Origin of the sequence: Isoptericola sp. NPDC056134 (assembly GCF_042264825.1) — a bacterium.
Taxonomy (GTDB): Bacteria; Actinomycetota; Actinomycetes; order Actinomycetales; family Cellulomonadaceae; genus Isoptericola; species Isoptericola nanjingensis.
The window spans coordinates 172,183-184,966 of record NZ_JBHJVM010000005.1 but is presented as its reverse complement, the minus strand read 5'-3'; the positions used below and the strand labels follow the sequence as shown (position 1 = coordinate 184,966).

The following is a 12,784-nucleotide window of genomic DNA, read 5'->3' as shown; positions in this document are numbered from 1 at the left end:
CGACCGAAAGGCCAGTTCGATCATGGAAAGCTTCAACGCCGCCCTTGCCTCGTTCAACGACGGGTTATGGCTCTACCTCGTGGTCCCGGTGCTCGCGGCGCTGTGCCTGTACTTCACCGTCCGGTCGGGGGCGGTGCAGATCCGGCTGCTGCCGGACATGTTCCGCTCCGTCGTCGGGAAGTCGGCGCCCGCGCCGGGTCAGAAGCCGGTCTCGTCGTTCCAGGCGTTCGCGATCTCGGCCGCGGCGCGGATCGGGACGGGCAACATCGTGGGCGTGGCCACCGCCATCGCCCTCGGCGGCCCGGGCGCCGTGTTCTGGATGTGGGTGATGGGCCTCGTCGTCGGCGCGGCCAGCTTCGTCGAGTCGACGCTCGCCCAGCTCTACAAGGTCAAGGACGGCAAGGACTTCCGCGGCGGGCCCGCCTATTACATGGAGCGCGGCCTCGGGAAGCGGTGGATGGGCCTGCTGTTCTCGGTCGTGATCATCGTGACGTTCAGCTTCGTCTTCAACTCGGTGCAGGCGAACACGATCTCCGGCGCGGTGGGCACCTCGGCCGAGCAGATCCTCGGCGAGACGCCCGGCTGGCTGGCCCCCGTCGTCGGGGTGGTGCTCACGGCGGTCGTCGCCGCGATCGTGTTCGGCGGCCTGCACCGCATCGCGAACACCGCGCAGCTGCTCGTGCCGCTCATGGTGGTGCTCTACCTCGGCCTCGGGGTGCTGGTGGTCGCGCTCAACGTCGAGAAGGTGCCCGACGTCGTCGGGAGCATCGTCGGCAGCGCCCTCGGGTTCCAGGAGTTCGCCGCCGCGGGCGTCGGCACCGCGATCTCGCAGGGCGTCCGCCGCGGCATGTTCTCCAACGAGGGCGGGCTCGGTTCGGCGCCGAACGCCGCCGCGACCGCGACGGTGAGCCACCCCGTGAAGCAGGGCCTGGTGCAGACGCTGGGCGTCTACGTCGACACCCTGTTCGTCTGCTCGATCACCGCGTTCATCGTGCTGGTGTCGAACCCGACGTACGGCGAGAACGCCGGCCCGACGATGACGCAGCAGGCGCTGCAGTCCAGCCTCGGTGACTGGTCGCTGCACCTGCTGACGGTGATCCTGCTGCTGCTCGCCTTCACGTCCGTGCTGGGCAACTACTACTACGGCGAGGCGAACATCGCGTTCCTCACCAGGCGCCGCGGCGCGATGACCGCGTTCCGGGTGGTGTTCCTCGTCATCGCGTTCCTGGGGTCGATCGGCTCGGTGCAGCTCGTGTGGACGCTCGCCGACACCACGATGGCGGTCATGGCGCTGGTGAACCTGGCGGCGATCGCGCCGCTCAGCACGATCGCGTTCCGCCTCATGCGGGACTTCACGGCCCAGCGCAAGCAGGGGCTCGACCCGCAGTTCACGCGCGACCGGCTCCCCGGTGTCCGAGGGATCGAGTGCTGGGAGCCGCGCGAGCACGAGCCTGAGCGCGAGGACGTGCTCGCGAGGTAGTCCAGGACTCCGCGAGGTGGTACGAGGAGGACCCCTCGCACCACCTCGCGGGCCCGCACCACCTCCCGCTCAGAGCGGCATGCCGACGTACTGCGTCTCCTGGTACTCGGCGATGCCCTCGAACCCGCCCTCGCGGCCGGTGCCGGACTGCTTCATCCCGCCGAACGGCGCGGCCGCGTTGGAGATGACGCCGGCGTTGAGGCCCAGCAGCCCGAACTCGAGGCGCTCGGCGAACGCGAGCCCGCGGCGCACGTCGGACGTGAACACGTACGACGCCAGCCCGTACTCGGTGGAGTTCGCGAGCTCCGCGGCCTCGTCCTCGGTGCGGAACGTCGCAACCGGGGCCACGGGGCCGAAGATCTCCTCCGTCATGCAGCGGGCGTCGGCGGGGACGTCGCGCAGCAGGGTGGGCTGGAAGAAGTGGCCCGGCCCGTCGACGCGGGAGCCGCCGACGACGACCTGCGCGCCGCGCGCGACGGCGTCGTCCACGAGGGCCGCGACCGAGTCCACGGCCTTGGCCTCGACGAGCGGGCCCAGCGTGGTGCCGTCGTCCAGGCCGTTCCCGACGACGACGGCGCGGAAGCGGTCGGCGAGCCGGGAGACGAACTCGTCGGCGACGGACTCGTGCACGTAGAACCGGTTGGCGGCGGTGCAGGCCTCGCCGCCGTTGCGCAGCTTGGCGGCCATCGCGCCGTCGACGGCGGCGTCCAGGTCGGCGTCCTCGAAGACGACGAGCGGGGCGTTGCCGCCCAGCTCCATCGACGTCCGCAGCACGGTGCCGGCGGCGGCGCGCAGCAGGTTCTGACCGACCGGCGTGGAGCCGGTGAACGACACCTTGCGCAGCCGCGGGTCCGCCATCAGCGGCTCGCTGACCGACGACGCGGACGCCGACGGCACCACGTTGAGCACGCCGTCCGGCAGACCGGCCTCGACCATGAGCTGCGCGAACAGCAGCGACGTCAGCGGCGTCAGGCGGGCCGGCTTGAGCACCATGGTGCAGCCGGCGGCGACGGCGGGTGCCACCTTGCGGGTGGCCATCGCGAGCGGGAAGTTCCAGGGCGTGATGAGCAGGCACGGGCCCACGGGGCGGCGCTGCACCAGCATCCGCAGCGTGTTCTCCGGGGTGTGCGCGTACCGGCTGTCGTCGTGCGTGGCCTGCTCGGCGAACCAGCGCAGGAATTCGCCGCCGTACGTCACCTCGCCGCGCGCCTCCGCGAGCGGCTTGCCCATCTCGAGCGTCATGAGCAGCGCCAGGTCCTCGCGGCGCTCCTGCACGAGGGCGAACCCGCGCCGCAGGATCTCGGCCCGCTCGCGGGCGGGGGTCGCGCCCCACGAGGCCTGCGCGCCCGCGGCGGCGTCCAGGGCGGCGCGGGCGTCGTCGCTCGTCGCGGACGCGACGTGCGTCAGCGTCTCGCCCGTGGCCGGGTTCTCGACGGCGAACGACCCGCCGTCGGACGCGTCGCGCCACGCCCCGCCGATCAGGAGGCCGGTCGGGGCCTCCACGCTGGTCGAGCCGGCCGGGACCGTCGTCATCGGGCTGGTCGTCGTCATCGGGTTCCACCGTCCTTGGTGTGCGCGGTCGTGGTGCGGGAGGCGACGCGCGCGGCGAGCTGCTCGGAGCCGCGCGCGATCAGGGTGACGTCGGCGCCGACGACGACGTAGGCCGCCCCGGAGTCGAGGTAGCGGTCGGCCATGGCCGGGTCGAAGGCGTTGACGCCGACGGGCGTGCCCGCCGCGCGGCACGCGGCGATCGCGCGGAGCACGGCGTCGACGACCTCGGGGTGGTCCTGCTGCCCGAGGTGGCCGAGCGACGCGGCGAGGTCCGCGGGGCCGATCAGGACGGCGCCGACGCCGTCCGTGCCGGCGATGGCCGCGGCGTCGTCGATCGCGGCGCGGGTCTCGAGCTGGACGACGAGCGTGATGCCGTCGTCCGCCCCGCCGAGGTAGCCGGGCACGCGGGCCCACCGCGACGAGCGGGCGAGCGCGCTGCCGACGCCGCGCACCCCGGCCGGCGGGTACCGGACGGCGCGCACCGCGGCCTCCGCCTCGGCGGCGGAGTCGACCATGGGCACCAGGACGTTCGTGGCGCCGAGGTCGAGCACCCGCTTGAGGCCCACCGGGTCGCCGGACGGCACGCGCACGAGCGTCGCGACCGGGTACACGGCGGTGGCCTGGAGCTGCGCGAGCACGGTCGTGAGGTCGTTCGGCCCGTGCTCGCCGTCGACCAGCACGACGTCCAGCCCGCTGCCGGCGAGGAGCTCCGCCGCCACGGGGCTGCCCATCGACGACCAGGCACCGACGAGGGGACGCCCCTCGTCCCCGGCCTCGGCGAGCATCGCGGCGAGCGAGCGGTCGGTGGTCAGACGAAGCGGCATGTCACGGCCCCCAGGGTTCCGTAGTCGGCGTGCACGGTGTCGCCGGGGTGCACCCACGTGGGGCGGGTGAACGACCCGGCCAGGACGGTCTCGCCGGCGGCGAGCGAGTCGCCGTGCGCCGCCAGCTTGTTCGCGAGCCAGGCGACGCCGGCGGCCGGGTGCCCCAGCACGCCCGCGGCGACGCCCGTCTCCTCGATGGTCTCGTTGCGGTACAGCAGGGCGGACACCCAGCGCAGGTCGACGTCGTCGACCCGCACGGGCCGCCCGCCCACCACCATGGCACCCATCGCGGCGTTGTCGCTGATGGTGTCGACGATGGTCCGGCCCGGCATCTCGACGCGGGCGTCGAGGATCTCCAGCGCGGGCACGACGCGGTCGGTGGCGCGCAGCACGTCGGTCACGGTGATCCCGGGGCCCTCGAGCGGCGACGCGAGCACGAACGCGAGCTCCACCTCGACGCGCACGTTCGAGTACCGGGCGTGCTCCACGACGCTGCCGGACTCCAGCACCATGTCGTCGAAGATGACGCCGTAGTCCGGCTCGGTGATGCCGGTCGCGGCCTGCATGGCCTTCGACGTCAGGCCGATCTTGTGCCCGACGACGCGGCGGCCGCGCGCCTCGCCGCGCTCGCGCCAGGTGCGCTGCACGGCGTACGCGTCGGCCACCGTCATGCCCTCGTGCCGCGCGGTGAGCAGCGGCACGGGGGTGCGGGTGCGGTCCGCCTCCGCGAGCTCGTCGGCGACGGCGACGACGGCGTCGTCGTCGAGGGTGCGCTCGCCGTCGCCCCCCGTCACAGCCCCCGTCACAGCGTGGCCCCCAGCTTGAAGCCCTGCTCCGTGTCCCCCTTGCGGGTGTAGGAGAACCCGTCGGCGCCGACGGTCACCTCCATCTCGGAGTCGTCGGTGCGCGCGACGACGGGCTGCGGGGTGCCGTCGAGGTCCAGCACGAGGGACGCCTCGGTGTACCAGCTCGGCACGACGGGGTTGCCCCACCAGTCGCGGCGCTGGTTGTCGTGCACGTCCCACGTGACGACCGGGTTGTCCGGGTCGCCCGTGTAGTAGTCCTGCGTGTAGATCTCGACGCGGTGCCCGTCGGGGTCGCGCAGGTACAGGTAGAAGGCGTTCGAGACGCCGTGCCGGCCCGGGCCGCGCTCGATCGCGTCGGAGCGGCGCAGCGCCCCGAGCTTGTCGCAGATGGCGAGGATGTTGTGCTTCTCGTGCGTCGCGAACGCCACGTGGTGCATGCGCGGGCCGTCGCCGCCCGTCATGGCGGTGTCGTGCACGGTCGGCTTGCGGCGCATCCACGCGGCGTAGACGGTGCCCTCGTCGTCCTGGATGTCCTCGGTGACGCGGAAGCCCAGGTCCTGCATGAACTTCACGGCCCGCGGCACGTCCGGGGTCACCTGGTTGAAGTGGTCCAGACGCACGAGCTCGCCGGGGGTGTGCAGGTCGTAGCGCCACGACAGCCGCTCGACGTGCTCGGTCTGGAAGAAGAACTCGTACGGGAAGCCGAGCGGGTCGACGACGCGCACCGACTCCCCGATGCCCTTCGTGAAGCCGCCCGGCTCGCGGCGCACCTCGCAGCCGAGCTCGGCGTAGAAGGCGATGGCCTTGTCGAGGTCCTCCGGCGTGCGCACGCGGTAGGAGAACGCGGCGACGGCGGCGACCTCGCCCTGGCGCAGCACCAGGTTGTGGTGGATGAACTCCTCGGTGGAGCGCAGGTAGATGCTCTGCTCGTCCTCCTCCGTGACGTACAGGCCCAGCACGTCGACGTAGAACTCGCGCGACGCGGCGAGGTCGGTGACGACGAGCTCCATGTACGCGCAGCGCAGGATGTCGGGCGCGGGGCTCGCCGGCGTCGGGGTCGGGTTGTCGCAGGTGATCGGCGCCTCCTGGCTCACGTAGAAGCCCGAGGAGGTGAGGGTGCGGTCGTTCAGGTGCGTCATGGCAGCGTCCTTGCTGGTCTCTTGCTGGTCGTCTCGGGCGGTCAGTGCTTGCCGAAGGTCGGGTTGTGGACCTTGCCGAGCGTGATGTGCACGGCCTGCTGGTCGGTGTAGAAGTCGATGGAGCGGTAGCCGCCCTCGTGGCCCAGGCCGGACGCCTTGACGCCGCCGAACGGGGTGCGCAGGTCGCGCACGTTGTTCGAGTTCAGCCAGACCATCCCGGCCTCGACGGCCTGGGAGAAGTTGTGGGCCCGCTTGAGGTCGTCGGTCCAGACGTAGGCGGCCAGGCCGTACTTCGTGTCGTTGGCCAGCTCGAGCGCCTCGGCGTCCGTGTCGAACGGCGTGATGGCGACGACCGGGCCGAAGATCTCCTCCTGGAAGATCCGGGCGTCGGGCTTCACGTCCGCGAAGACCGTGGGGGCCACGAAGTTGCCCGTCTCGAAGCCGTCTGGTCGGCCGCCGCCCGCGACGAGCCGGCCCTCGGTCTTGCCGAGCTCGACGTAGCTCATGACCTTGTCGAAGTGCTCCGGGTGCACGAGGGCGCCCACCTCGGTGTCCTTCTCGTGCGGGTACCCGACGCGCACGCGCTTCGCCTGGGCGGCGTACCGCTCGACGAACTCGTCGTAGACGGCGCGCTCCACGAGGATGCGCGAGCCGGCCGTGCAGCGCTCGCCGTTGAGGGAGAAGACGCCGAAGATCGTCGCGTCGATCGCGGCGTCGAGGTCGGCGTCGGCGAAGACGACGGCGGGGGACTTGCCGCCGAGCTCCATCGACAGGCCCTTGAGGTACGGGGCGGCGTTGCCGAAGATCAGCCGGCCGGTGCTGCTCTCGCCGGTGAAGGAGATGAGCGGCACGTCGGGGTGCTTGACCAGCGCGTCGCCGGCCTCCTCGCCCAGGCCGTTGACCAGGTTGAACACGCCCTGGGGCAGCCCGGCCTCCTCGAAGATCCCCGCCCACAGGGACGCCGACAGCGGCGTGAACTCCGCGGGCTTCAGCACCACGGTGTTGCCGGTGGCGAGCGCGGGCGCGAGCTTCCACGACTCGAGCATGAACGGCGTGTTCCACGGCGTGATGAGCCCGGCCACGCCGATCGGCTTGCGGTTGACGTAGTTGATCTGGCGGCCGGGCACCTTGTAGGTGTCGTCGGCCTGCGCCACGATCAGGTCCGCGAAGAAGCGGAAGTTCTCGGCCGCGCGGCGGGCCTGGCCCAGCGCCTGCGTGATCGGCAGGCCGGAGTCGAAGGACTCCAGCTCGGCGAGGCGTGCGTCGCGCGACTCCACGAGGTCGGCGATCCTGTGCAGCACCCGCGAGCGCTCCCGGGGGAGCATCTTCGGCCACGGGCCCTCGGTGAACGCGCGTCGGGCGGCGACGACGGCGGCGTCGACGTCGGCCTTCTTGCCCGCGGCGCCCCGGAGGTACGTCTCGTTCGAGACTGGGTCCAGGACGTCGAACGTGGCGCCGTCGAGGGAGTCGACGAAGCGGCCGTCGATGTAGTGCCGGATCGCGGTGGGCAGGTCTGCGGGACGGTGTGTCTGCTGCGTGGTCTGCTCGGTCATCACTTCTCCGAAGGGTCGTGCCGGTGGGACGCCTGGCGGGCGAGCACGGCGTCGAGGGTGTTGGTGCGGTGGTGGCGGGCGGCGAGCTCGACGTCGAGCGCGGTCGTGCGGCCCTCGCGGAGCCCGCCGATCAGGTCGAGGATCCCGTCGTGCTCGGCGACCGACTCGCGCGCGCGGCCGGGCACGAACGAGAACGACGAGTCGCGCAGCACGGTCATGCGCCGCCAGCCTCGGTGCACGAGGTCGAGGACGTGCGGGTTGGGGCAGGGCTCGAACAGCACCGCGTGGAACTCGAGGTTGAGCTCGGTGAACCGGTGCGGGTCGAAGTCGGCGAGGCAGCGGCGCATCCGCTCGTTGACCGCGCGCGCGGCGTCGAGCTGCGCGGCGGACAGGTGCGGCGCGGACAGCGCGGTGGCGAAGCCCTCGACCAGCGCGAGCGTCTCCATGGTGTGCTGGTACTCGGTCTCCTGGAGGAGGGCGACCTGCGCGCCGACGTTGCGCTCGAACGTCACCAGGCCCTCCGCCTCGAGGCGGCGGATCGCCTCGCGCACCGGGACGACGGACATGTCGAGCTCGCCCGCGAGCTGCGCCAGCACCAGCCGGTAGCCGGGCACGAAGCGCCCGTCCTCGATCCGCTCGCGCAGGTAGGCGTACGCCCGCTGGGACTTGCTCACGGAGACCGTGGCCGGGGTGCTCATCCGGCACCCCCGGCCGTCTCGCGCTCGTAGCGGGCGCGCCACTCGGCGTTCATCGGGAACAGCCCGTCGACGGGCGCGCCGGCGGCGACCTGCTGTGCGACCCAGGCGTCGGCGGCCTCCTGGGCCTCGGCCTCGGCGAGCACCTCCTCGACGAGTGCCGGCGGGATGACGAGGACGCCGTCGCCGTCGCCCACGACGACGTCGCCCGGCTGCACCGCGGCGCCGCCGCACGCGACGGTCACGTCGGTCTCCCACGGCACGTGCCTGCGGCCGAGGACGGACGGGTGCGGGCCCTGGGAGAAGACGGGGATGCCGATCTCGGCCACGGCGTCGGCGTCGCGCACGCCGCCGTCGGTGACGATCGCGGCCGCACCGCGGACGTGGGCTCGCAGCGCGAGCACGTCGCCCACGGTGCCGGTGCCGCGCTCGCCGCGGGCCTCGACGACGATGACCTCGCCGGGCCCGACGGCGTCGAACGCGCGCTTCTGGGCGTTGAAGCCGCCGCCGTGGGAGGCGAACAGGTCGGGGCGGAACGGGATCAGCCGCAGCGTGCGGGCCGTGCCGACGAACCGGTCGCCGGGGTGGTTGCCGAAGACGCCCTCGACGAAGACGTCGGTGTAGCCGCGCTTGCGCAGCGCCGCCGACAGGGTGGCCACGGCGACGCCGGCGAACCGCTCGCGCATCGCGTCCGTGAGCGTGAAGGCCGGCTCGGGCGCGGGGGCCGGCGTGCCCCAGGCTTCGGCCCGCTGCGTGTCGTCCACCGCCGGCTTCGACCCGAAGTCGCCGAACGTGCGTGTGCCGGCGGTGACCGTCGTGACGAGGCGGCCGCTGGTCGGGGCGCCGGGCGCCTCCGGGGCGTCCACCTCGACCTCGACGACCTGCCCCGGCCCGACGACCGACGACCCCGCCGGCGTGCCGGTGAGGATCACGTCGCCGGGCTCCAGGGTGAGGTGCTGGGAGAGGTCCGCGACGAGGCGGCCGAGGTCGAACAGCAGCGTGCCGGTGGAGTCGTCCTGGACGAGCTCGCCGTCCACCCAGGTGCGCACGCGCAGGCCTGCGGGGTCGACGTCGGACGCGGGGATCCAGCGCGGGCCGAGCGGCGTGTAGCCGTCGCCGCCCTTGTTGCGCAGGTTGGAGCCCTTGTCGGCGGCGCGCAGGTCGTAGAGGCCGAAGTCGTTGGCCGCGGTGACGGCGTCGACGTGGGACCAGCCGTCGGCGGGGGAGACCCAGCGCGCGGCGGTGCCGATGCGGATCGCGACCTCGCCCTCGAAGGCGAGGAGCTCCGTGCCGAGCGGCCGTTCGATCGTGTCCCCCGTCGCGGCGAGCGACGAGCCGGGCTTGAGGAAGTAGGACGGCTGGCTCGGCGTCCGGCCCCGCTGCGCTGCGCGGGACGGGTAGTTCAGGTGGACGGCGATGATCTTGCCGGGTCTGGGCTGGTCGTCGGTGACCACGGGCACCCCACTGTCGGTCGAGGCTGTCATGTCGTATCTCGGATGATATACGATCTCGCGAACTGCACCACCCCCGCGGACTGACAGAGAGGTCTTCCGGACATGACCACCGGCACCGCAGCCGTCCCCAGCGACACCGCACGTCGCGAGCTCCGACGCGTCGCCTTCGCGACCGTCATCGGCACCACCATCGAGTGGTACGACTTCTTCCTCTACGCCAGCGCCGCCGGCCTCGTGTTCGGCACGCTGTTCTTCGAGCCCGCCGGTCCCGGCGCGGCCACCCTGCTGTCGTTCGCGACCGTGGGGATCAGCTTCCTGTTCCGACCCCTCGGCGCGTTCCTCGCGGGCCACTTCGGCGACAAGATCGGTCGCAAGGCGATGCTCGTCGTCACGCTCATGCTCATGGGCGGCGCGACGACGCTCATCGGCGTCCTGCCCACGTACGAGTCCATCGGCATCGCGGCGCCCGCGATGCTCGTGCTCCTGCGCATCGTGCAGGGGCTGTCGACCGGCGGCGAGTGGGGCGGCGCGGTCCTCATGGCCGTCGAGCACGCCCCCGACGGCCGGCGGGGCCGCATGGGCGCGTTCCCGCAGATCGGCGTGCCCATCGGCCTGCTGCTGGCCTCCGGCATGCTCGCCCTCATGACCGGCGTGATCTCCCCGGGGGACGCGTTCGTCGAGTGGGGCTGGCGCATCCCGTTCCTGCTGAGCGTGGTGCTCATCGTCGTCGGGATCGTCGTGCGGCGGTCCGTCGAGGAGAGCCCCGTCTTCCTCGAGATCGCCGAGAAGAAGGCCGCCGCCAAGACGCCGATCCTCACCCTGTTCCGCAAGCACTGGCTGCTCGTGCTGCTCGCCGCGCTGACGTTCGCCGGCAACAACGCCGCCGGCTACATGACCACCGGCGGCTACCTGCAGAACTACGCGACGACGCCGCTCGCCGAGGGCGGCCTGGTCGGCATGGACCGCACGCCGGTGCTCCTCGCCGTCGCGGGCGCGTCCGTCGTGTGGCTCGCGTGCACCTTCGCCGCCGGCGCGGTCTCCGACCGGATCGGGCGCCGGAACACGTACATCATCGGCTGGCTGGCGTTCCTCGCCACCGTGTTCCTGCTGTTCCCGCTGGTCGACACCGGCAACCCCTGGCTGCTGTTCCTCGGTGTGTCGCTGTTCGCCGTCGGCAACGGGTTCACCTACGGCCAGCAGGCCGCATACTTCGCGGAGCTCTTCCCCGCGTCGATCCGCTACTCCGGCGTGTCCATCACGTACGCGATCGGCGCCATCCTGGGCGGCGCCTTCGCGCCCACCATCGCGGCCTGGCTCGTGCAGACGACGGGCACCGCGACGTCCGTCGCCTTCTACGTCGCCGGCGTCATGGTGGTGGCGTTCGCCGCCACGCTGCTGCTGCGCGACCGCACCGGCATCCCCCTCGGCCCGGAGCACGAGGACGAGCAGGCCGCCAGCCCGGTCTACGGAATCTCGAGGGCCTGACGCCGGCGCCGCCGGACCGGCCCGGTCACCGCAGGTTCTTGCGCACGCTCAGGTACTTGCTCTCGGTGGCCGGGCCCCACGTCCCGGTCGCGGACACGGACAGCACCCGCTGCAGCGCGGCGACGGCCTTGTCGTGCGCGGCACGGGACTTCGGGCCCCACTTGCCGTCCGCGGTGACACCCACGGCGCGCTGCGCCGTCTTCACGCCGTAGGGGAACTTCGTGCCGTGCATGCGGGAGGCGGCGCGGATCGCCTGCAGGCGCTGGTCGGTGTTCGCGCCCCACAGGTTGTCGCGCTGGGCCAGGGGGAAGTGGGCCACCTCCTGCAGCCGCTGCGTGGTGCGCGAGCCGGCCGGCGCGAGCACGGTGCCGCGGCCGTAGTTCGACGTCGTGCCGACGTCGACGTGCACGTGGTTGCGGTGGCTGGCGGCCGACCCGACCGTCCCGTCCCGCGCGTAGATCACGCCCAGGCCCATCGAGTCCGCCACCTTGATCGCGGTCCGCGCCCGGGAGCGCTCCGAGGAGGGCGCCCCGGCGGAGCCGTAGTTGAGGTCCGCCGCCAGGCCGTCGTAGTGCCAGGAGCTCTTCGAGTGCGCCCCGCGCGTCACGCCGCCGTACAACGGGTGCTCGGAGACCCGGAACCCGTAGGCCCGTGCCCAGCTCAGGTAGTGCCGGAGCGTCGTGGACGAGCTCTTCTGGCGGCCGATGCCCAGGGCCAGCGGTCCCTCGGCGGGCCGTGCGGCCGCTTCCGAGCGCTCGGGCGCCTGCGGAGCGGCGACCACGGGCGCCGCGCCGACCGGGGCGAGCAGGACGGCGCAGACTCCGGCGGCCGCGAGGATCCGGCGGGGCCGGGCGTGGACGGGGGGACGAGCACTCATGGACACCTCGCTCCTCGGTGGGACGGCGGGCTCCGCGGTGCATGGTCGCCCTGAGCCACCATGCATGGCCGGCGTCGGTTCTGCCAGGCGACGGTGTCCGGCCCTCAGCCGCCGAGGGCCTCCCGCACGGCGCTCGCCGACGCGGTGAGGCGCGCGGCGATCTGCTCGTGGTCGATCGGGCTGGCGACGTGCACCACCGCGACGGCCGCCGGCCCGCGCCCGCGCAGCGCCAGCGGCACCGCGACCGACTCGAGGCTGGGGATGACCTCGTCGTGGCTGGTGGCGAAGCCGCGCTCCGCGGCCTGGGCGACGGTGGCGATCAGCCCCTCGGGCGCGTCCGCCGGCCACTGCGCACGGGGGAGCAGCGTGAGGATCGCCTTGCCGGGCGCGCCGACCGTGACCGGGTGCCGGGTGCCGGGCCGCTGCGCCACGGGCGCGACGGCGTGCCGCGGCTCGACGCTGACGAGGGTCACGCACTCGTCGTGGTCGAGGACGGCGAGGAAGCAGGTCATCCCCAGCTCGTTCGCGACGGCGGTGAGCTCGGGGAGCGCCTCGGCCTGCAGGTCGTGGGCCACGCCCGCGGCGAGCGCCGCCATGCGGGCGCCGAGCGCGACGCCGCCGTTCGCGTCGCGCACCACGAGCCCGTGGTGCTCCAGCGTGCGCAGCAGCCGGTAGGCGATGGAGCGGTGCACCCCGAGCAGCCCGGCGACGTCGTCGATGGTCAGGGGCGCGCGGGCGTCGGCGAGGACCTCCAGGATGCGGATGCCGCGGCTGAGGGTCTGCGACGGGGGTGGGCCGGCGTCGGGCATCGTCGTCCTTCCGGTGGGTTACGCTGGATTCAATAGTAGAACGTCGTGTTCGAATATAGAACGCGATCGCAGCGAACGCCACGCCCGACACGGAGGTCGGGTCGCGCATCG

The 12,784-nt window shown here is 72.8% G+C and carries 11 protein-coding genes; 2 read left to right on the top strand and 9 right to left on the bottom strand.

All coding sequences use genetic code 11. The features are described 5' to 3' along the window. The first annotated feature begins 22 nt into the window (after positions 1-22). A complete protein-coding gene (locus tag ACFCZN_RS07290) occupies positions 23-1,480 on the top strand; it encodes an alanine/glycine:cation symporter family protein (RefSeq protein WP_430556321.1) in 1,458 nt (485 codons plus the stop codon). 69 nt (positions 1,481-1,549) lie between these two features. Here ACFCZN_RS07290 and ACFCZN_RS07285 read toward each other — a convergent pair whose 3' ends face one another. From ACFCZN_RS07285 to ACFCZN_RS07255, 7 genes are read right to left on the bottom strand one after another with little or no spacing between them, the layout of a single operon-like run. Beyond that, positions 1,550-3,031 carry an NAD-dependent succinate-semialdehyde dehydrogenase gene (locus ACFCZN_RS07285; RefSeq protein ID WP_430556320.1) on the bottom strand — a complete coding sequence of 494 codons (1,482 nt, stop codon included), beginning with the start codon at positions 3,029-3,031 and terminating at the stop codon, positions 1,550-1,552. Then, positions 3,028-3,855 (bottom strand): aldolase/citrate lyase family protein, encoded by an 828-nt coding sequence (locus tag ACFCZN_RS07280; protein WP_430556319.1) that lies wholly within the window; start codon positions 3,853-3,855, stop codon positions 3,028-3,030. Before ACFCZN_RS07280 ends, ACFCZN_RS07285 begins: the two co-directional genes overlap by 4 nt. Continuing rightward, complete coding sequence (gene hpaH / locus ACFCZN_RS07275; protein WP_430556318.1) at positions 3,840-4,649, bottom strand: 2-oxo-hept-4-ene-1,7-dioate hydratase; 810 nt, start codon at positions 4,647-4,649, stop codon at positions 3,840-3,842. The genes ACFCZN_RS07280 and hpaH overlap by 16 nt, the downstream gene beginning before the upstream one ends. Positions 4,650-4,657: 8 nt before the next feature. After that, complete coding sequence (gene hpaD, locus ACFCZN_RS07270; protein WP_430556317.1) at positions 4,658-5,800, bottom strand: 3,4-dihydroxyphenylacetate 2,3-dioxygenase; 1,143 nt, start codon at positions 5,798-5,800, stop codon at positions 4,658-4,660. 41 nt (positions 5,801-5,841) lie between these two features. Next, on the bottom strand, positions 5,842-7,353 hold the full coding sequence (hpaE, locus tag ACFCZN_RS07265; RefSeq protein ID WP_430556316.1) for a 5-carboxymethyl-2-hydroxymuconate semialdehyde dehydrogenase: 1,512 nt from the start codon (positions 7,351-7,353) through the stop codon (positions 5,842-5,844). Continuing rightward, positions 7,353-8,051, bottom strand: a complete 699-nt coding sequence (locus ACFCZN_RS07260; protein WP_429765607.1) for a GntR family transcriptional regulator — start codon at positions 8,049-8,051, stop codon at positions 7,353-7,355. Before ACFCZN_RS07260 ends, hpaE begins: the two co-directional genes overlap by 1 nt. Beyond that, complete coding sequence (locus ACFCZN_RS07255) at positions 8,048-9,532, bottom strand: fumarylacetoacetate hydrolase family protein (RefSeq protein WP_430556315.1); 1,485 nt, start codon at positions 9,530-9,532, stop codon at positions 8,048-8,050. The genes ACFCZN_RS07260 and ACFCZN_RS07255 overlap by 4 nt, the downstream gene beginning before the upstream one ends. Positions 9,533-9,604: 72 nt before the next feature. Here ACFCZN_RS07255 and ACFCZN_RS07250 point away from each other — a divergent pair, with 72 nt between their 5' ends. Next, on the top strand, positions 9,605-10,987 hold the full coding sequence (locus ACFCZN_RS07250) for an MFS transporter (RefSeq protein ID WP_430556314.1): 1,383 nt from the start codon (positions 9,605-9,607) through the stop codon (positions 10,985-10,987). 25 nt (positions 10,988-11,012) lie between these two features. Here the strand turns inward: ACFCZN_RS07250 and ACFCZN_RS07245 are convergent, their stop codons facing one another. Beyond that, positions 11,013-11,864, bottom strand: coding sequence for a hypothetical protein (locus ACFCZN_RS07245; RefSeq protein ID WP_430556313.1), 852 nt, complete (start codon positions 11,862-11,864; stop codon positions 11,013-11,015). A 104-nt stretch (positions 11,865-11,968) separates the two neighbouring features. Continuing rightward, entirely contained in the window at positions 11,969-12,673 is a 705-nt protein-coding gene (locus ACFCZN_RS07240) for an IclR family transcriptional regulator (protein WP_429765612.1), read from the bottom strand. Between the last annotated feature and the right edge of the window lie 111 nt (positions 12,674-12,784).